Here is a 20,641-nt window from a genome sequence, read left to right on the forward strand (position 1 = left end):
CCGAATATGTTAGAGATTAAGAATTTAAAAAAGAGTTTCAGCGGCCGAGTAATCTTGGACAACATGAATGTGACGGTTAAGGATCGCGAAGTTTTGAGTATTGTTGGGCCTTCAGGGGCTGGAAAAACAACCTTGCTACGATGCATTACTGGATTGGAAAAAGCAGATTCAGGCGAATTTTTAATTGATGGTCAATCATTCAACCCACAAGGAACGGATACGTCAGACAGTGTTATCGGTGTTGTGTTTCAAGATTTTAATCTTTTTCCGCACTTATCTGTATTTGATAACATTACGTTGGCACCAACTATGGTTTTAAAAAAGGACAAGAATGAAGCCAAGGCGGAAGCTGAGAATTTGCTGGCTGAACTCGGACTCAAGGGAAAAGGCGATCTCTATCCCTTCCAATTGTCTGGTGGACAAAAGCAACGTGTCGCGATTGCACGGGCGTTGGCAATGCATCCGAAGATTCTGTGCTACGATGAACCAACCTCGGCGCTTGATCCAAATTTACGTCGGGAAGTTGAAAAATTAATCTTAGGATTAAAACAAGATGGCATGACACAGCTTGTTGTGACGCATGATATGGAATTTGCTAAAAATATTGCGGATGATATCTTAGAGGTTAGTTCGCTGGATAAGTTGAACCAAAAATAAGCGCAATTAGGAGGAGAGAAAATGATCAAAAAATGGCAAACATGGCTTCTCTTAATTGTGATCCTCGTGCCAACGGTACTACTTTCTGGTTGTGAAAGTGTTACGAAGCGTGCCCACACAACGGATACGTGGAGCAAGATTGAACGGCGAGGTAAGGTCACAGTTGGTCTGGATGATAGTTTTGTGCCAATGGGATTCCGGCAAAAAAATGGTAAACTTGTGGGATATGATATTGACTTGGCCCGGGCCGTATTTAAACAGTATGGTATTAAGGTTGATTTTCAAACCATTGACTGGTCGATGAAAGAAACTGAATTAAATAATGGGACTATTGATTTGATTTGGAACGGCTACACGATTACGGATGCACGGAAAAAGACGGTGTTGTTTAGTCGTCCCTATGCACAAAATCAACAAATTTTAGTTACTAAAAAGCAGAGTCATATCACTAATTTTGCCGATATGAAGGGTAAGACACTGGGGGTCCAAAATGGATCAACGGGGACCGATGTGCTTGATAAAAATCCGAAAATGTTGAAGGATTATATTAAGGGACATAAAGCGGTGCTGTATGATACATTCCCCGAAGCGTTTATTGATTTAAATGCTAACCGAATCCAGGGGATTTTGATGGATAAGGTATATGCGCAGTATTATATTAAACATCAAAGTGATAGTTCCGCTTATTCCACGTACATCAGCAAACAGATCCCGGCCGAAGATTTTGCGGTCGGAATGCGTAAGGGTGATGTAACACTGAAGAAGAAGATTGACACTGCTCTTGGCAAAATGCAAAAGAATGGGCAGCTAAAGCAGATTAATGAAAAGTGGTTTGGTGAGGCAAGTAATTATCTTGGCAAGCCATAAAACCGTGACAAACTTGGCAACTATTGTTATGCTGAATCTATTAATTGATGGGGGCGGCAACTAAGATGCTTGATTTGTGGATTTTAATTGATTTTGTGGTCATTATTAACACGATTACATCCTTTGTTATTGTGTTTCGAGAAAAACGCGATATTTCCGCCACATGGGCCTGGTTACTGGTATTGTTAGCATTACCAGTACTAGGCTTTTTGTTGTATCTATTTGCGGGACGCAAGCTCTCACATCGCCGCATCTTTGATTTGAAAGCACAAGAACCCTTGGGAATTGATCAGATCGTTGCTAATCAAAAATTAAAGGATGACGATAATGAACTGTTACCAGCAAATCAGGTGACTAATTCGGCCCGTGAGTTGGTTCGGTTGTTCCTGGAGACTGACAATGCCGTTTTAACGAAACGGAATGCGGTTCGGATTTATACGGATGGTGAAAAGCTATTTGAGAGTATTTTTGAAGATGTTCGGCGGGCGAAACATCATATTAATATCGAATTTTTTACGTGGTATAACGATCGAATTGGGCAGGAATTTGTTCGAATTCTAGAAAAGAAGGCCCGTCATGGGGTTCATGTACGGGTAATTTACGATACTTTAGGATCCCATGGTTCAAAACAGAAGCTGTTTAAGCATTTGGTAGAGCTGGGCGGTCAAGTGGAGCCGTTTTTAACTTCTAAATTTTTGCCGTTTACACTGCGGCTTAATTTTCGGGATCACCGAAAATTGGTCATTATTGATGGTAAAACGGGTTATATCGGTGGGTTTAACGTCGGTGATCAGTATTTGAGTCGCAAGGAACGGTTTGGATATTGGCGTGATACGCATTTGAGAGTGGTTGGTGACGCAGTGTTGTCTATCCAAAGTAGATTCTTTTTAGATTGGAATGCGACTACTAAACGTGACCATGTTAAATTTGATCAGCGCTATTTTCCTCGTACGAATTCGAATGGATCGACGAGTATGCAAATTGTCTCTAGTGGCCCAGACGATGACCGGGAGAAAATTAAGCAGGGATACGTGAAGATGATTTCGATTGCGACAAAGTCAATTTATATCGAATCTCCCTATTTTGTACCAGATGTCAGCGTCTTAGAAGCTTTGTCAATTGCGGCGACGGCCGGAATTGATGTGCGGCTCATTATTCCCGATCGGCCGGATCACCCGTTTGTTTATCGGGCAACCGAGTATTATTCGCGAGAGTTGATGAATGCCGGTGGAAAAGTGTACACGTATGAAAATGGATTTATGCATTCTAAGATGGTAGTCATTGACGGCAAGATGGTTTCAATAGGATCTGCTAATATGGATATTCGCTCGTTTAAGTTGAACTTTGAGGCGAATGCGTTTTTGTATGACCGTGAATTTGCACATGCGACCGAATTGATTTTTTTACATGATCAGCAAAAATCACGCTTTTTGACATCGGAGTATTTTCAACAGCAAACCCATCTGGTTAAAATTAAGCAAACACTATCGCGGTTACTTGCACCAATTTTATGAGATCAAAAAAAAGGACGCCTCACCGAGGCGTCCTTTTGATGTCGAACTAGATTATTAGTTAATCATGTTGAAAGAATTCGTTGTATAAAGCGGCAACGGCTTGATTTGCTTCATCCTGCGCCACTCCAAACATAATAGAAATTTCAGAGGCACCTTGGTTGATCATTTGGAGTCGAATTCCAGCTTGAGCGAGGGCCTTAGTTGCCTTTGCCATGATGCCAATTGTATCATGCATGCCTTCACCAACGACCATCACAATTGCGTAATCATGGATCATGTGCATCTCATCCGGTTGAATGGCAGTTTGCATTTCGGCCATTAATGATTGTTCCAACTCGGGTGTCAGGTTATCTTCCGACATGATAATGGTAATATCATCAATTCCGGAAGGCATGTGCTCATAACTGATATTGAACTTATAGAGGACATCAAGCACTTTGCGAGTGAAACCCACCTCTTTGTTCAGCAAGTATTTACTGATGTAAAGACCACAAAAACGTTTCGATGCTGTAATTCCCCGGACTGGGTAGTCTTTATTTGGTTTTATGCGGGCTGAAATGATGGTTCCCGGTGCCTGAGGATGATTTGTGTTTCGCACATTAACGGCGATATCGCCTTGAATTGCGGGGATGAGAGCTTCATCATGAAATACTGAAAAGCCGGCGTATGATAGTTCACGCATTTCTCGAAACGTCATATGAGCGATCGCATGTGGGTGGGCAACGATATTCGGGTTAACCGAGTAGATTGCATCAACGTCGGTAAAGTTTTCGTATAAGTCGGCGTTGAGGCCCCGTGCCATCACGGCACCAGTAATGTCCGAACCACCGCGCGAGAAGGTGCAAATTTCACCGTTGGCGTTGTAGGCAAAGAATCCTGGCACAACCAGTACCTGCGCATTATTTTGCCATTTACGCATGTTGGCATAGCTTTCCTGCAAAATTTGCGCATCATCAGGCACATCTGTGACCACCATTCCAGCATCCTTAGGATCTAAATACTGGGCGGCAATTCCCACGATATTGAAAACCCGGGCAATTAGCTGGGCATTTAATCGTTCACCGTGTGCTTTGAATGCGGCCATTAGATATGTATTATTCTGATACTTTTTAAGTGGGAGGTTTAAAATGGCCCGTTTAATTGGCGCAAATTCCTCGGGGGTTAGATTAAAACCCAGTGCAATTTCTTGATAACGTGCAATAATTTCTTGTTGAACGTTAGTATAGTCACTTCCCGCGATCACTTGATCGGCATAGCGAATCAAGAGGTCTGTGACCTTGGTATCAGCCGGATTACGTTTACCAGGCGCTGATACTACAACACACCGACGAGTGGGATCGTCTTCAACGATTTCAATCACTTTTCTTAACTGTTGGCTACTTGCTAATGAGCTGCCACCGAATTTGATAACCTTCACAATTATTCTCTCCTTTTTGTTAACTAACATGATAGCAAAACCCCGACGTAGTTACAATTCAGAACAGGCTATTTTTTTAATCAAACTTTCATTTTTTAAATTAGGTTTGTATTTTTTATTGATTTAACGTATCATTATTTAACATGTGATACTTCGGTTCAAATAGCCACTGGGGACTTATATTATGAGTTTTCGGTGGTGTAACATCCGTTCCCACAGACGGGATAGCATAAATGACTTTAAGGGTAGATGGAGGATTTGCTTTGTATTTTCAACTAACAGATGGTGTTGAACTACACATTATTAAAACGTCACAGTTTAAGAGTAATCAAATCGTGGTGAATTTTGGAACCCCACAAACATCTGCAAATACGACGGCGAGAAGTTTACTGGGAGACTTACTAGAAACCAGCACGCATAAGTATCCCACGCAAACGGCGCTTGCCCGACAATTATCACAATTGTACGGTGCCGACGTTGGAACTGGAGTTGGGCGTATAGGAACGTTGCATTCCGTTCGATTGAAGGCGCGATTTATTAATGATCGCTATTCATACGATGGGTTACTGGATAACGTCATTGATTTAATTCATGAGATGCTATTTAATCCATTGATTGATAATGAATCGTTCGATGAACCCACGTTTAATCTTCAGCGAGCTAATTTAAGAAGCGCGATTCAGTCGCTTGATGATGATAAACAGTACTATGCTGAAACTCAGCTTCGAAAATTATACTTTGATGATGATTCGATCATGCAGATTCCAAGCTTCGGCCGTTTAGCGGATTTGGATCAATTGAATGCTGAAAATTTAGTGCCAGTCTATCGCCAAATGATTACCTCAGATCGCATTAATATTGTAGTTTTAGGGGATGTGGATGAGCGCCATGTTGTGGATCGGTTTAAGGAATTCAACTTCACACCGCGACCAGTGGCGGATCATGATATGATGTATCATCAAGATGCACGACCGGACGTGACTCAAAAGGATGAAATTCAGGCAATCAACCAGTCCAAGTTGAATTTAGCTTATCAGTTGCCAGTTTATTTTAACGAGCCAGATTACTATGCAGCAGTTGTTATGAATGGGATTTTGGGTGGCACGCCGCTATCAAAATTATTTGTAAATGTGCGTGAAAAAGAAAGCTTAGCGTACTATGCGTCAAGTCGGTACCATAGTTTCAGTGGCATGTTATCAATTCAGACCGGTATTCAAAATACTAATTATGAGCGTGCCCGGGTGTTGATTGGGCAACAGGTTGAAGCTGTTAAAGCGGGAGAATTCACTGCGGAATTACTTAGAGAAGTGAAAGATAGCCTGATCAATCAATTTCAAGCCAGCTTGGATGTTGCGGGCAATATTGCTGAGCGCCAACTAATTTCAACGTTATTAGATCGCCCAGCTGACGATGTTGTTCAAAAAATTGAGGATGTTACGGCAACTCAAGTGATGCACGTGGCATCACTGCTTGAGTTACAGGCAATTTACTATTTAAATGGAGATTTAACGAAATGAACGAGCATCATTATGCAAAGTATGATGAAACAATTTATGATCAAAAATTAGATAATGGCCTGCTAGTGCAGGTATTACCTAAACGTAATTTCCATAAAACTTATGCGATTTTAACCGTTGATTTTGGCTCAATCGATCGGACGTTTATACCCGTGAATGGGCAGGAGCTAATCACTGTTCCCGACGGTGTCGCTCATTTTCTTGAACACAAAATGTTTGAAAAAATTGATCACGACGCTTTTGATTTGTTCGGTGAATTGGGAGCTGACTCAAATGCTTTCACCAGCTTTACCCAAACGAGCTATTTATTTTCAACGACCCAGCACGTGCATGAAAGCTTGGATGTGCTGCTGGATTTTGTGGAGCAACCCTATTTTTCATCACAAACGGTTCAAAAAGAAAAGGGGATTATCGGACAAGAAATTAAGATGTACGATGATGATCCTAATTGGCGCCTCTACTTTGGAATGCTGGGAAATCTTTATCCACACGATCCAATGCACATTGATATTGCGGGAACGGTGGAATCAATTGACCAAATTACTGCGGACACACTATATTCGACCTATGATAGCTTTTATCAACCAGCCAACATGAACCTTTTTATTGTTGGAAATGTTGATCCTGCTGAGACCATGGAGTGGATTGCTGATAATCAGAAGCAGAAACATTTTGATCAAGTGACGATACCAGAGGTTCAATTTGAACTAAACGACGAAACTGGTCAGGATGTTATTCCATTCCGGACGTTAGAAATGGATGTGACCCGGCCGAAGGTAATGGTGGGTGTCCGGGGATTAGAACCAATTTCGGCTGGTCAAGCGGGGCTTAAGTACCGCCTCGGTGTTGAATTATTGCTGGATATTTTGTTTGATGATACGGTTGATAATTACCTGAGATTGTATAATAACGGTATTATTGATGATTCATTTAGTTATAATTTTGAAATGCAGCGGGGATTCCACTTTGCCTACTTTAGTAGTGATACTGACCACATTGAACGATTTGCTGATGAAATTATTGGAATTTTAGAGAGTGCTCAGCAACAAATTGAAGCGGCCGCGTCTCAGTTTAATAATATTAAACGTGCTGTATTGGGACGCATGATTGCGTTGTTGGATTCACCGGAAGCAATTGCGAACCGGTATGCTGGCAAACTATTTGGGGCCACTAATTTATTGGATGAAATTACAGTACTGGAATCAATTACGATTGAAGATTTATACGTCATTGCTCGTGAGTTTATCCAGTCGCAGGGCATTTCTGTTTATCAGATTGTTCCACGACATTCGAATTAAGTAAAGTTTAAGTAATTTAGCGCTGAAATATGCTATACTATCGACGTCGTACACAAGATCAAAAGTATTGGAGAAAAAGTGTTCATGTCAGAAGAAAATACACGAGTTGAAATAGGGAAAAAATTGCGCGATGCGCGGGTTTCAATGGGTTACACGCTTGATGATTTGCAACAAGCAACTAAGATTCAGAGACGGTATTTAATTGCGATTGAAGATGAAAAGTTTGATGAACTACCTGGGGATTTTTATGTGCGGGCGTTTATTAAGCAGTACGCTGATACGGTTGGACTGAACGGCGATGAGTTACTGAAGGAATATAATGATTTATTGCCTCAGAGTAAATCCAGCGAATATTCTGAACACATGTCACAGGCGATCGAAACACGGGCTGGACAGAAAAAGAGCGTTGATTCACTGGATCGGGTCCGTCAGTATTTGCCAACAGTTGTAATTGCTGTGATTATTATTGTTATTTTAGGTGCTATTTGGATGACGGCTCTGCACGGTCATAAATCGAGCTCTAATAACAACGATATCGATAGTAGTTCAGTATCCGTTTCAGGTGAATCAAGTCAAAAGAGCAGTAGTAAGAAGACTAGCTCATCGTCTTCTTCTAAAACAACGACTAAGAAGAGCAGTAAACTCAAGGTCACTGCGACAACACAAAGTTCTAGTGCTGCAGTGTTCGATGTGACGACTGCCAGTCAATCAGGTAAGTTAAAGTTGAAGCTTGATCCAACGCAACGGTCATGGATTTCGGTGACAACGGATGGCACGAGCCAATTTAGTCAGACATTAACCGCTAATAGTGCGCAGACTGTCAATGTTGCGGGTTCCGCAAAAAAAGTTGTCATTTCATTAGGAAATGCAAAGTATACAACAATTACATTGAACGGCAAGAAGATTGATGTGACAAAGAATGGTCAGTATCCAAATGTACGTAAGGTAACTTTAAACTTAAATGGATCATCGACGGCATCATCATCTAGCGCTTCGTCCAACTAGTGTTAAAAATTTTTAGGGGGCTTTTTTCGTGAATTTACCAAATAAACTGACTGCTTTAAGGTTAGTGATTGTACCATTCTTTCTGTTACTACTGGTCTTGCCACTGCATTGGGGGGCCGTTACGTTTGGTGGTGTAACAATTCCTGTTACCCAACTGATTGCGGCGATCATTTTTGTGGCAGCCTGCATTACTGATAATTTGGATGGTATTATTGCACGTAAGAATCATTTAGTTACCAATTTTGGTAAGTTTGCCGATCCGTTGGCGGACAAAATTCTGGTAATGACTGCATTTATCGTTCTAACATCGATGCATGTTGTGCCAGCTTGGGTTTCCGTTATTATTATTTGGCGTGAGTTGGCCGTTACTGGATTACGGTTATTAATTGTTGAAACTAACGGTGAAGTAATGGCAGCCAAAATGCCCGGTAAGATTAAAACGGTGAGTCAATTTATTGCGATCATCTTCTTATTGTTGAATAATGTTTTCTTTGAATTGATCCATGTTCCGTTCGGGCAAATTATGCTGTATGTATGCTTGTTCTTTACAGTATATTCAGGAATTGATTATTTTGTTAAAGGTCGATCAGTATTTTCTGACGGATTAAAATAAACCATAGTTAAGTTGAAAGTCGAATATACTTTCAACTTTTTTTATTTTTAAGCGTTAAAATGAATAGTAAATGCGTACTTAGTATGTAGGAGGATGAAAATGCAGGCGGAAATTATTACGGTCGGAACGGAGATTTTACTCGGACAAATTCAAAATACCAATGCTACCTACTTAGCACAACAACTTGCGCAGCTTGGTATTGAGTCCCATTATCAAACGACGATAGGCGACTACATGCCCCGAATTGAAGCAGCGGTTAATACGGCGGTTCACCGAAACGAACTCGTGATTGTTTGCGGTGGTGTGGGACCGACGGCGGATGATCAAACGAAGCAGGCTGTTGCTCAGGCACTCGGAACGAAGTTAGTAATTGATCCAGCTCAGATGCAACGAATTACAACATATTTTCAAGCACGGCAAAAACGGATGGTAGCTGGTAATGAGAAACAAGCTGAGTATCTTCAGGGAGGAGAAATTCTTGCAAACATCAATGGCTTGGCGATCGGTGATTTTTACCAAGCGTCACCTGAAGCGGCGGTGGTTATTTTACCAGGACCGCCTCATGAAATGACGGCCATGTTCGAACAGTCCCTCCGGCCACTACTAATAAAGAAGTATGCGCTTGATCAGCATTTGGTTAATCACGATATGTTTTTTTATGGAATTTCTGAGTCGGAGTTGATGAACCGGATTACGGCAATGGTAGTGCCTGATACACGGCTTTCAATTGCATCATATGCTCAGGACCATGCCATTAAGGTACGGCTGACTGCATCGACGGATAGTCCAGCAATTGTAGCGCAGCTTACAAAACTGGAAAACAAAATTCAAACCACACTTAGTGAGTATTACTTGGGTAACCGAGCTGAACAATCTATCGTCCAGCAGGTTGTGACCCGGTTAAAGCAGCAGCATCTAATGATTACAGCTGCTGAAAGTTTGACAGCCGGTTTGTTTCAGTCAACGTTATGTAATATCAGTGGTGCCTCAAGTGTATTTCATGGGGGTTTTGTGACATATGCCGATGAGGTTAAGGAACAACTGCTGGGGATTGAGCATCACGTCATTGCACAATATGGGGTAGTGAGCGAACCAGTTGCGCGACAAATGGCGGAAAAAAGCCGTGCGCTTATGAAAGCGGACATTGGGGTGTCATTTACAGGAGTAGCAGGTCCGGATTCACTAGAAGGTCAATTGCCAGGAACAGTGTGGATGGCGATTGCTCAAACCGGACAAGCAACACAAGCATTCGAACTGCACGTCTCCAACGCTGATCGACAAACAGTGCGAGAAAAAAGTGTGTGGCAGATGTTTTATGAATTGTATCGACGACTAAAATAAAGCGAACTTTTGTTCGTTTTTTGCTTGCTTTTTGGGATAGAACTGATATTATTAATTAAGAATGAGTTTCCATTTTAAGGAGGAACACAATTGGCTGATGCAAGACAGGCAGCCTTAGATGCTGCCCTAAGAAAAATTGAAAAAAACTTCGGTAAGGGATCAATCATGCGAATGGGCGATCAAGCCGATATGAAAATTGCTACTGTTTCTAGTGGGTCAATTGCACTTGATGATGCACTGGGCGTGGGTGGTTACCCGCGGGGACGAATCGTTGAAATGTATGGTCCTGAAAGTTCTGGTAAAACAACGGTTGCACTGCATGCCGTTGCTGAAGTTCAGAAACAAGGTGGCACTGCGGCCTATATCGATGCCGAAAATGCGCTTGATCCACAGTATGCGGAAGCGCTAGGGGTTAATATCGACGCGCTGCTATTATCGCAACCAGATACTGGGGAAGAGGGATTGGAAATTGCTGATGCCTTGATTTCCAGTGGTGCGGTTGACATCGTGGTAATCGATTCAGTGGCGGCCTTAGTGCCTCGCGCTGAAATTGAAGGCGAAATGGGTGATGCGCATGTTGGATTGCAAGCCCGTTTGATGTCACAGGCCTTACGGAAATTGTCTGGCTCAATTAATAAAACGAAGACAATTGCTATTTTTATTAACCAAATCCGTGAAAAAGTCGGTGTCATGTTTGGTAATCCCGAAACAACACCCGGTGGACGGGCCCTTAAATTCTACTCAACAATTCGGTTGGAAATTCGACGTGCTGAACAGATTAAGGATGGGACCAATGTGATTGGTAACCGGACAAAGATTAAAGTCGTCAAGAATAAAGTTGCGCCACCGTTCCGGCGTGCTGAACTTGATATCATGTACGGGCAAGGAATTTCCAAAACTGGTGAATTACTTGATATGGCCGTTGAGAAAGACTTGGTTAATAAGAGTGGTGCCTGGTATTCATATGGTGATGACCGGATTGGACAGGGACGAGAAAATGCTAAACAATACTTAGCTGATCATCCCGACAAGATGGAAGAGCTTATGCACAAAGTTCGAGTTGCGTATGGAATGGAAGCTGACGATAGTGTTGATACAGAGAATACTGATCCCAGTGAATTAAATTTAGATGATTCTCAAGAGTAATTAATTTTGAAAAGATGGCATGCATTTGAAATGCCATCTTTTTTGTACGCATAAACTTGACAATTAGTTGACATGTTTACCGTGCAATATTAGAATTAACACAGTGTAAATAATCAATTAACACGTTAAATTAAATAGATTATTTGACCAACAGCAATTTAATAGTTGATGCGGAGGTGAAAAAATGAATGCACTAAGCATAATTCTCGCCGCGATCGCTATTGTTGTCGGAGTCATTGTGGGATACATGGCCAAGAAAACGTCTTATGAACGCCAACTTGATCAGGCCCACAATAGTGCCGAAGGAATTATCTCTGATGCGAAAAAGGAAGCTGAGACTGCAAAAAAAGAAGCTGTTTTAGAAGCCAAAGAAGAAAGTCATCAGTATCGTGAAAGCGTTGAAGAAGAGCTAAAGGGTCGACGTGCGGAAGTTCAAAAGCAAGAAGACCGATTATTACAACGTGAAACGACACTTGATCGCAAAGATAATGCCCTTGAAAAACGCGAAAATGTTCTGAGCGCGCGAGAAAATAAGTTAGGCAAGCAAGAAGAGCAGATTCAAAAAGATCAACAACAAGTAACAGAATTGATTGACCAACGCCAGGCTGAACTTGAAAGAGTGGCGGAGATGTCTCAAGAGGACGCGCGAACTGAAATTCTTGATGCAATGAAGAAACAGTTGAAACACGAACGCGAAATCATGATTCGGGATAGTGAACAAGAAGCTGCTGCAGTAGCGGATAAAAAGGCTAAGAACTTGATTGTCAGTGCAATTCAGCGAAGTGCCGCGGATATGGTTTCTGAAACGACTGTATCGGTGGTAACTTTGCCCAATGATGATATGAAGGGTCGGATTATCGGTCGGGAAGGCCGAAATATTCGAACGCTTGAAACGTTGACTGGGATTGATTTGATTATTGATGATACCCCTGAAGCAGTAGTACTTAGCGGCTTTGATCCTGTTCGTCGTGAAATTGCCAAAATTGCGCTTGAAAAGTTGATTCAAGATGGTCGGATTCATCCGGCACGGATTGAAGAAGCCGTTGAAAAAGCACAAAAGGAAATGGATCAACAATTACGGGAAACTGGGGAGCAAACTGTCTTTGATCTAGGAATTCATTCGATTCATCCAGATTTGATTAAAATTATCGGACGGATGAAGTATCGGACGAGTTACGGGCAAAATGTGTTGGATCATTCGATTGAAGTTGCCAAGTTAGCAGGAATCTTGGCTGCTGAACTTGGTGAGGATGTTACATTAGCAAAGCGCGCGGGATTATTACACGATATCGGTAAAGCAGTTGATCATGAAGTGGAAGGTTCACACGTTGAATTAGGTGTTGAACTGACTACGAAGTATAAAGAAAATCCGGTTGTGATTAATACAATCGCGTCTCATCATGGGGATGTTGAACCGGAATCTGTAATCGCTGTCCTTGTTGCAACATCGGATGCTATTTCGGGTGCCCGTCCAGGTGCCAGAAGTGAATCACTTGAGAACTATATTCAACGATTAAAGCAATTGGAGAGTATTGCGAACAAGCATCGTGGTGTGGATCATAGTTATGCCATTCAGGCTGGACGAGAAGTCCGTGTGATCGTTAAGCCAAAGATGATTTCAGACTTGCAGGCAACGGAGCTCTCACATGATATTAAACAGGAAATTGAAAAAGACCTGGAATATCCAGGCCATATCAAGGTAACTGTTATTCGAGAAGTTCGTTCAGTAGATTACGCTAAATAAGGATTGGAGGGAGTTGATGACTTCCTTCAATCCTTATTTGTTGTTGATCTGCAGATAGAATCGACGATAAAAAGCAATGAAACGTGGTAGAATTATACTATTAATTTAATGAGGTGAAATCAGTGTCAACAAAGACAAGTGAAACGCCAATGATGAAACAATATCAGGCGGTTAAAGATCAGTATCCGGACGCATTTTTATTTTATCGATTAGGTGATTTTTATGAGTTATTTAATGATGATGCGATTAAGGGATCACAATTACTAGAGTTGACGCTCACACAACGAAACAAAAATTCAGTTCATCCTATTCCGATGTGCGGGGTGCCCCATCATGCGGTTCAAAACTACGTTGATATTTTAATTGATCAGGGGTATAAAGTTGCTATCTGTGAACAGATGGAAGACCCCAAGTTGGCGAAGGGGATGGTTAAGCGTGAAGTGACGCGCTTAGTGACCCCTGGAACCCAGATGGATTTATCCGGTGATCAAGCACGAGATAACAATTATTTGACAGCATTAATTCAGCAAGGCACCCAGTATGGATTTGCGTATGCGGATTTATCAACCGGTGAATTAAAAACGAGCGTGCTTGACACAAGTGATTCGTTGCTCAACGAAATGATTAATTTACGAACCAAGGAAATTGTAGTCGACGATTCTGTGGCGGCACAATTGACGGATCGATTTGCTGCCCAGTCAATTCTTGTATCACATCAAAACGAGATTGTTGAGTCCGCAGAAGTTAGCTATTTGTCACAAGATTTAACCAGTCAACTGGAAAAACAGGTTGTGGGATCACTAGTGTCGTATTTGACGACCACCCAAAAGCGAACGCTGGCTCATCTTCAACGGGCAGTGGCATATGAACCATCATACTTTTTGAAGATGGATCATTATTCTAAGTATAATCTAGAATTAACGACCAATATTCGTAGTGGTAAGAAGCAGGGAACCCTCGTTTGGTTGCTCGATGAGACTAAAACCGCAATGGGAAGTCGGCTACTCAAACAATGGCTGGATCGACCGTTACTGAATGAAACTGAAATTGAGCAACGCCAAGATAAGGTTCAGGTCTTATTGGATCATTACTTTGAACGGAGTAACCTACAAGATGAATTGACGAAAGTATACGATCTTGAACGGTTAGCCGGTCGTGTCGCTTACGGAAGTGTGAATGGTCGTGATCTGATCCAGTTAAAAACTTCGTTACAACAGATCCCCAAAATTCGGTACGTCCTCGAGTCGCTTAATTCACCAGTGTTTGACCAGTTATTGACAACGTTGGATCCGTTAGATGATATTGTAGACTTATTAGATCGGTCAATTGACGAAGAGTCCCCCATTTCGGTCACCGATGGTGGTGTGATTAAGGATCATTATAATACGCAACTAGATGAGTACCGTGATGCGATGAAGAATGGGAAGCAATGGATTGCCCAGTTGGAGGCTCAAGAGCGGCAGACTACTGGGATCAACAACCTAAAAATCGGGTTTAACCATGTGTTTGGCTATTATATCGAGGTTACCAAGGCGAACTTAGGTAAACTCCCCGATGACCGTTATGAACGTAAACAGACGTTAACGAATGCGGAACGGTTTTCAACACCGGAATTAAAGGAAAAGGAATCGTTAATTCTTGAGGCACAGGATAAGTCTACGGCTCTTGAATATTCGCTGTTTACCCAGATTCGAGAACAGGTGAAGGCCTCAATTGAACGCCTACAACAATTAGCCAAGCAGGTGGCACAGTTAGACGTTTTACAAAGCTTTGCAGTAGTAAGTGAAACTTATCATTTTGTGCGACCTAGTTTCACCCGTGGTCACGATTTGGAAATCGAAGAGGGACGACACCCAGTTGTCGAAAAATTTATGGGTCATCAAACTTATGTTCCTAATGATGTTGTCATGAACGATCAAACCACGATTTTACTGATCACCGGTCCCAACATGTCTGGTAAGAGCACCTATATGCGGCAATTAGCATTAACGGTGGTGATGGCACAGATGGGATGCTTTGTACCTGCCAAGAAGGCACAATTACCAATTTTTGATCAGATTTTCACGCGAATTGGGGCCGCCGATGATCTAATTTCTGGTCAAAGTACGTTTATGGTTGAAATGCAGGAAGCGAATAACGCGCTGAGTCATGCGAGTGAAAATAGCCTGATTTTATTTGATGAAATTGGTCGGGGGACAGCCACATATGATGGAATGGCTTTGGCGCAAGCAATTATTGAGTTTGTCCACGAGAAAGTACATGCCAAAACCCTTTTCTCAACCCATTACCACGAATTAACGGATTTAGATCAGACATTATCGGCATTAAAGAATGTTCATGTGGGCGCCGTGGAGAAAAACGGAGAACTGGTATTTTTACACAAAGTTGAAGACGGACCGGCAGATCAATCATACGGGATTCATGTGGCCAAACTTGCTGGTATGCCTGCCAGTCTTTTGATGCGTGCTAACGATATTTTGCAGGGACTAGAGGAAAAGGCGGTTACACTGCCACAAGAAAAGCCAACAACCGTTGCTGCACAACCAGTAGTTGGGCAGCTACCAGAATCTTCTGAGGAACCCGCCCAAGACTATGAGGTAGATGCCCACGAAGCCGATCAACTGGCTTTATTTGACCCTGTCGATGTTGATCCGAAGACTAACAAGGTGTTAGAGCAGTTAAAACATTTGAATTTGATGGCCATGACCCCAATGGATGTTATGAATAAAATGTATGAATGGCAACAGAAACTACAGTAGTCAAGTGCTAGGAGGGAGGACACAGTGAGTCAAATCCATGAACTAAGTGACGTACTCGCGGATCAAATTGCCGCTGGTGAAGTGATTGAGCGGCCAGCTTCAATCGTCAAAGAATTGGTTGAAAACGCGTTGGATGCCCATAGTCGACAAATCGACATCATTGTTACCGAAGCAGGTTTAGGTCAAATCCGGATTATTGACGACGGCGACGGAATTGATCAGGCAGATGTGGCAATTGCGTTTAAACGGCACGCGACCAGTAAAATACAAAGTCCCAAGGACCTCTTTCGCATTAAAACGCTCGGATTTCGGGGTGAAGCTTTGCCAAGTATCGCGTCCGTTGCAGACGTGATTATGACAACGGCAACCGGCAGTGAGCAGGGAACGGAAATTCATATTCGCGGCGGTGAAACCATCACGATGAAGCCCGCAACGGCCCGGCCGGGAACTGATATTACCGTCACCGACTTATTTTTTAATACTCCGGCACGGTTAAAATATTTAAAATCACCACAGACGGAGTTAGCTCAAATTACCGATATTGTCGATCGCTTGGCATTAGCTCACGCTGAGGTCGCATTTTCGTTAACCCATAATGAGCGTGAATTACTTCGAACGGTGGGGAATGGTAACCTCCAACAGGTGATTGCTGCAATTTATGGCAATACGAATGCACAAAAAATGATACCAATTGAAACGCAGGATCCGGACTTTTCTGTTCGCGGCTTCACATCGCTACCCGAGGTGACTCGTTCCTCTCGGCAATATATTTCGATCATTATTAACCAACGCTATATTCGTAATTTCCAACTTACTAAGGCAATTATTCAGGGATATGGCTCAAAGCTGATGATTGGTCGGTTCCCAATGAGTGTACTGTTGATTGAACTAGACCCAGTGTTGATTGATGTCAACGTGCACCCAGCGAAAAAAGAAGTTCGAATCAGTAAGGAAAGCCAGTTGGAGGGGCTCATTACGATGGCCATCCAACAACAGATGGCGAAACAAAATCTCATTCCAGATGTCCTTGAAGACTTTCATCAAGCACCGGCCATTGATTTTAGCGCGCTACAAAAGAATTTAAACGAAGCTTCTATTACCTATCCGGTTAATGATGGAGCGCCGTCAGAACACGTCAATAGTGATGAACAAGCACCAGTGTCGGCGTCCGTGGGCGATGAGGCAGTTGCTGAAGTCACGCCGATTGTGATTAAACACCGTGCTGAACTGAACGGTCCGGCAATGCAGGCCTTTACGGCTCGTTACCCACAAGAAGTGGTAGCCAGCCCAGCTCAGGTCAATGAAGCTTCAGCGGGCACTAATACTGAATTAGAACTCGAACCGACCAGCACGTCTGAAAAAGAACGGTTTCCACAGTTGCAATATTTGGGGCAGATGCATGGAACATTCTTGTTGGCGCAAGCTAGTGATGGCCTATACATTGTTGATCAACATGCAGCACAGGAACGTATTAATTACGAATATTACCGCCAAAAGATTGGTGAAGTGAGTGATGATCAGCAAAACTTACTTATTCCACTTGTATTGGATTATTCGACGGTAGATGTCTTAACGATTAGTGATCATTTAGATACTTTAAAACAGGTTGGCCTGTACTTAGAGTCCTTTGGACAAAATAGTTTTGTGGTCCATTCGCACCCCACCTGGATCAAGCAGGGGCAAGAAGAAGCGACAATTCGAGAGATGATTGACTGGATTATTAAGGATGGGCGGCTGACAGTGGCACAGTTTCGGGAGAAGACGGCCATTATGATGAGTTGTAAGCGTGCTATTAAGGCGAATCACCATCTGGACGATCAACAGGCCAAAGCTTTGTTAAAACGGCTGCCAGAGTGCGAAAATCCCTTTAATTGCCCCCATGGTCGGCCAGTGCTGATTCATTTTGATAATACGGAACTAGAAAAAATGTTTAAACGGATTCAAGATAGCCACGATCCCTATGCGGCTGAATTTGATGAACACGAATTTTAATTAGCGAAACCGGTGGTCGAACGGGTCAGTCGGAACGAGATATGATACAATTGTACGGATATTGAAAAAAGGTAGGAAAAACCATGTTTGAGTATTTTGAAGGCTTCGTGACGATTGTGACACCAGCATTTGTTGTACTAGATGTGCACGGTGTTGGGTATAAGTTAATGACGGCTAATCCATATCGTTACCAAGAAGATGATCAAAAAAAGGTGCGCATTTTTGTGTACCAAGCAGTTCGAGATAATGATATGGCACTGTATGGTTTTTACGACCAAGAAGAAAAAGCACTATTTGAAAAATTGATTAATGTTTCTGGAATTGGCCCGAAAAGTGCCCTTGCTATTTTAGCGAATACCGATCACAGTGGTTTGGTTGACGCAATTGCCGGGGATGACGTTGCTTATTTGACGAAGTTCCCAGGCATTGGCAAGAAAACAGCCGGCCAAATTATATTGGATTTGAAGGATAAAATTGGGCAGTTGAGTCAACCAGATTTATTCCATGAAACCAACGCAACGCAAACAACTGATCAGCCGGCCTTACAAGATGCCCTTGCCGCTTTAGAGGCGCTGGGGTATCGGAGTAAAGAAGTCGAAAAGATTGCCAAAAAGTTACGGGAGTTACCGACAACCACTACCGACGAGTATCTTCGGCATGGATTGACATTACTCACAAAATAATTGAGAGGAGGCGGTCACATGGATGATGATCAAGTGATGTCATCACGGGCAAGCGACGAGCAAGAAGCGTCGCTTGAGCTGTCACTACGGCCCCATTTACTGAGTGAATACGTTGGTCAGCAAAAAATTAAGCATGAATTGTCTGTGTATATTAAGGCTGCTGGTGAACGACAAGAAGCACTGGATCATGTGTTACTGTATGGGCCGCCAGGATTGGGAAAGACGACGTTAGCGATGGTGATTGCCAACGAAATGCATGTTCATATTAAAACGACTAGTGGACCGGCGATTGAAAAGCCAGGTGATTTGGTTGCATTATTGAACGAGTTGGAACCCGGGGACGTGCTGTTTATTGATGAAATTCACCGCTTACCAAAAATTGTCGAAGAAATGCTCTATTCAGCAATGGAAGACTTTTTTGTAGATATTGTGGTCGGTCAGGGGCCCACAGCCCATCCCATTCATTTCCCATTACCGCCGTTTACCTTGATCGGTGCAACGACTCGGGCGGGGGTGTTATCGGCGCCGTTACGCGATCGTTTTGGAATTGTAGAGCATATGGACTATTATCAAACAACGGAATTAGAGCAAATTGTTAAGCGTTCATCGCGGATATTTAACGCGGCAATTGAGCCAGCGGGCGCTCATGAGCTGGCACTCCGGTCACGGGGAACACCTCGAATTGCCAATCGATTATTGAAGCGTGTACGTGATTTTGCCCAGGTTGGCGGTCATGAGGCCATTGATCAAGCAATTGTGGCTTCCGCGTTAGACCTGCTACGGGTGGATAGTCGCGGCCTAGATGAAGTCGATAATAAGTTATTAATGACCATTATCAATTTTTATCAGGGAGGTCCGGTGGGACTTAATACATTGGCGGCCAATATTGGTGAAGAGGCGAATACGATCGCTGAAATGTATGAACCCTACCTGCTGCAGATTGGTTTTTTAAATCGAACACCACGGGGGCGGGTTGCGACACCCGCTGCATATGAACACCTTGGATTAGACTATTATGAACTCAGAGGAGAAAAATGATGACTGAATTAACTGTTGATGACTTTGATTACGATTTACCACATGAATTAATTGCGCAGACCCCCATAAAGAAACGTGATGCTTCTCGTTTACTTGTTTTGGATCATAAAACTGGTCAGATGCAGGATCAGCATTTCTATGATATTTTGGATCAGTTACATGCTGGGGATGCAGTTGTAATGAATAATTCTCGGGTTCTCCCAGCCCGCTTGTACGGCGTAAAGCCTGATACGGGTGGCCATGTTGAAGTGTTGTTGCTGAATAACACTGAAGGTGATGTGTGGGAAACACTGGTTAAACCGGCTAAGCGAATTAAGCCAGGAACGGAAATCAAGTTTGGCGACGGTGAGCTGACTGCTACCGTGACTGAAGAACTGGAACACGGTGGACGTATGATCGAATTTCATTATGACGGTATTTTTCTAGAAGTGTTAGAGAAATTAGGAGAAACACCATTGCCACCCTACATTAAGGAAAAACTTGATGATCCAGAACGTTACCAAACCGTATATGCGAAAGAAAATGGATCGGCAGCTGCGCCAACAGCCGGCCTCCATTGGACCAAGGAACTACTTCAGAAGGTCGAAGAAAAGGGCGTTAAGTTAGTATATTTAACCTTGCATGTCGGACTTGGAACTTTTCGTCCGGTCGACGAAAAAAACATCGAAGATCATAAAATGCATAGTGAATTTTATCGGCTAGATGCGCAGTCGGCTCAAACGCTTAACGATGTTCGAGCAAATGGGGGGCGGATTATTGCGACTGGGACGACTTCAATCCGGACACTAGAGACAATTGGATCAAAGTTTGACGGTGAAATTAAACCTGATTCTGGTTGGACCGATATCTTTATTAAGCCAGGTTATGATTGGAAGGTCGTGGACGCGTTTATTACAAACTTCCATTTACCAAAATCAACGCTGGTGATGCTGGTTGCTTCGTTTACCGGCCGTGATACGATTTTGAACGCGTACCAACATGCGATTGAAGAAAAGTATCGTTTCTTTAGTTTCGGAGATGCAATGTTTATTAAGTAAAGCGAAGGGTAGG

The 20,641-nt window shown here is 42.7% G+C and carries 16 protein-coding genes; 15 read left to right on the forward strand and 1 reads right to left on the reverse strand.

Annotated features, from left to right (window positions below; genetic code table 11):
* Positions 1 to 6 precede the first annotated feature (6 nt).
* From FC26_RS11620 to cls, 3 genes are all read left to right on the forward strand, one after another.
* Positions 7 to 657: an amino acid ABC transporter ATP-binding protein gene (locus tag FC26_RS11620; RefSeq protein ID WP_057780940.1), complete on the forward strand. Its 651-nt coding sequence runs from the start codon at positions 7 to 9 to the stop codon at positions 655 to 657.
* Positions 658 to 678: 21 nt separating this feature from the next.
* On the forward strand, positions 679 to 1,524 hold the full coding sequence (locus FC26_RS11625; protein ID WP_420835232.1) for an amino acid ABC transporter substrate-binding protein: 846 nt from the start codon (positions 679 to 681) through the stop codon (positions 1,522 to 1,524).
* Between the two features lie 65 nt (positions 1,525 to 1,589).
* Positions 1,590 to 3,038 (forward strand): cardiolipin synthase, encoded by a 1,449-nt coding sequence (gene cls / locus FC26_RS11630; RefSeq protein ID WP_057780943.1) that lies wholly within the window; start codon positions 1,590 to 1,592, stop codon positions 3,036 to 3,038.
* A 58-nt stretch (positions 3,039 to 3,096) separates the two neighbouring features.
* Here cls and FC26_RS11635 read toward each other — a convergent pair whose 3' ends face one another.
* Positions 3,097 to 4,455, reverse strand: a complete 1,359-nt coding sequence (locus FC26_RS11635; protein WP_057780946.1) for an aspartate kinase — start codon at positions 4,453 to 4,455, stop codon at positions 3,097 to 3,099.
* A 263-nt stretch (positions 4,456 to 4,718) separates the two neighbouring features.
* On the opposite strand from FC26_RS11635, the gene yfmF reads away from it, so the two are divergent.
* From yfmF to queA, 12 genes are all read left to right on the forward strand, one after another.
* Positions 4,719 to 5,972, forward strand: a complete 1,254-nt coding sequence (gene yfmF / locus FC26_RS11640; protein ID WP_057780949.1) for an EF-P 5-aminopentanol modification-associated protein YfmF — start codon at positions 4,719 to 4,721, stop codon at positions 5,970 to 5,972.
* Positions 5,969 to 7,270: an EF-P 5-aminopentanol modification-associated protein YfmH gene (gene yfmH / locus FC26_RS11645; protein WP_057780951.1), complete on the forward strand. Its 1,302-nt coding sequence runs from the start codon at positions 5,969 to 5,971 to the stop codon at positions 7,268 to 7,270. Before yfmF ends, yfmH begins: the two co-directional genes overlap by 4 nt.
* A gap of 84 nt (positions 7,271 to 7,354) precedes the next feature.
* A complete protein-coding gene (locus FC26_RS11650; RefSeq protein WP_057780953.1) occupies positions 7,355 to 8,275 on the forward strand; it encodes a helix-turn-helix domain-containing protein in 921 nt (306 codons plus the stop codon).
* 28 nt (positions 8,276 to 8,303) lie between these two features.
* Positions 8,304 to 8,888, forward strand: coding sequence for a CDP-diacylglycerol--glycerol-3-phosphate 3-phosphatidyltransferase (pgsA, locus tag FC26_RS11655; protein WP_057780956.1), 585 nt, complete (start codon positions 8,304 to 8,306; stop codon positions 8,886 to 8,888).
* Between the two features lie 99 nt (positions 8,889 to 8,987).
* Positions 8,988 to 10,229, forward strand: coding sequence for a competence/damage-inducible protein A (locus tag FC26_RS11660; protein ID WP_057780959.1), 1,242 nt, complete (start codon positions 8,988 to 8,990; stop codon positions 10,227 to 10,229).
* A 90-nt stretch (positions 10,230 to 10,319) separates the two neighbouring features.
* Positions 10,320 to 11,375, forward strand: coding sequence for a recombinase RecA (gene recA, locus FC26_RS11665; protein ID WP_057780961.1), 1,056 nt, complete (start codon positions 10,320 to 10,322; stop codon positions 11,373 to 11,375).
* A gap of 184 nt (positions 11,376 to 11,559) precedes the next feature.
* Positions 11,560 to 13,119 carry a ribonuclease Y gene (gene rny, locus FC26_RS11670; RefSeq protein WP_057780969.1) on the forward strand — a complete coding sequence of 520 codons (1,560 nt, stop codon included), beginning with the start codon at positions 11,560 to 11,562 and terminating at the stop codon, positions 13,117 to 13,119.
* Between the two features lie 149 nt (positions 13,120 to 13,268).
* A complete protein-coding gene (mutS, locus tag FC26_RS11675; RefSeq protein ID WP_083483852.1) occupies positions 13,269 to 15,878 on the forward strand; it encodes a DNA mismatch repair protein MutS in 2,610 nt (869 codons plus the stop codon).
* Between the two features lie 24 nt (positions 15,879 to 15,902).
* Positions 15,903 to 17,870 (forward strand): DNA mismatch repair endonuclease MutL, encoded by a 1,968-nt coding sequence (mutL, locus tag FC26_RS11680; RefSeq protein ID WP_057780975.1) that lies wholly within the window; start codon positions 15,903 to 15,905, stop codon positions 17,868 to 17,870.
* 83 nt (positions 17,871 to 17,953) lie between these two features.
* A complete protein-coding gene (gene ruvA, locus FC26_RS11685; protein ID WP_057780977.1) occupies positions 17,954 to 18,553 on the forward strand; it encodes a Holliday junction branch migration protein RuvA in 600 nt (199 codons plus the stop codon).
* A gap of 18 nt (positions 18,554 to 18,571) precedes the next feature.
* Positions 18,572 to 19,591 carry a Holliday junction branch migration DNA helicase RuvB gene (gene ruvB / locus FC26_RS11690; protein ID WP_057780981.1) on the forward strand — a complete coding sequence of 340 codons (1,020 nt, stop codon included), beginning with the start codon at positions 18,572 to 18,574 and terminating at the stop codon, positions 19,589 to 19,591.
* A complete protein-coding gene (gene queA, locus FC26_RS11695) occupies positions 19,591 to 20,628 on the forward strand; it encodes a tRNA preQ1(34) S-adenosylmethionine ribosyltransferase-isomerase QueA (protein ID WP_057780984.1) in 1,038 nt (345 codons plus the stop codon). Before ruvB ends, queA begins: the two co-directional genes overlap by 1 nt.
* Positions 20,629 to 20,641: the final 13 nt, after the last annotated feature.

It is taken from the genome of Paucilactobacillus vaccinostercus DSM 20634 (assembly GCF_001436295.1).
In the GTDB taxonomy this organism is placed as follows: Bacteria; Bacillota; Bacilli; order Lactobacillales; family Lactobacillaceae; genus Paucilactobacillus; species Paucilactobacillus vaccinostercus.

What these genes read in the sequence shown, in the direction of transcription:
- FC26_RS11620 (WP_057780940.1), top strand. Translation starts at nt 7, where the DNA reads ATGTTAGAGATTAAGAATTTAAAAAAGAGTTTCAGCGGCCGAGTAATC.
- FC26_RS11625 (WP_420835232.1), top strand. Translation starts at nt 679, where the DNA reads ATGATCAAAAAATGGCAAACATGGCTTCTCTTAATTGTGATCCTCGTG.
- cls (WP_057780943.1), top strand. Translation starts at nt 1,590, where the DNA reads ATGCTTGATTTGTGGATTTTAATTGATTTTGTGGTCATTATTAACACG.
- yfmH (WP_057780951.1), top strand. Translation starts at nt 5,969, where the DNA reads ATGAACGAGCATCATTATGCAAAGTATGATGAAACAATTTATGATCAA.
- FC26_RS11650 (WP_057780953.1), top strand. Translation starts at nt 7,355, where the DNA reads ATGTCAGAAGAAAATACACGAGTTGAAATAGGGAAAAAATTGCGCGAT.
- FC26_RS11660 (WP_057780959.1), top strand. Translation starts at nt 8,988, where the DNA reads ATGCAGGCGGAAATTATTACGGTCGGAACGGAGATTTTACTCGGACAA.
- rny (WP_057780969.1), top strand. Translation starts at nt 11,560, where the DNA reads ATGAATGCACTAAGCATAATTCTCGCCGCGATCGCTATTGTTGTCGGA.
- mutS (WP_083483852.1), top strand. Translation starts at nt 13,269, where the DNA reads ATGATGAAACAATATCAGGCGGTTAAAGATCAGTATCCGGACGCATTT.
- ruvA (WP_057780977.1), top strand. Translation starts at nt 17,954, where the DNA reads ATGTTTGAGTATTTTGAAGGCTTCGTGACGATTGTGACACCAGCATTT.
- ruvB (WP_057780981.1), top strand. Translation starts at nt 18,572, where the DNA reads ATGGATGATGATCAAGTGATGTCATCACGGGCAAGCGACGAGCAAGAA.
- queA (WP_057780984.1), top strand. Translation starts at nt 19,591, where the DNA reads ATGACTGAATTAACTGTTGATGACTTTGATTACGATTTACCACATGAA.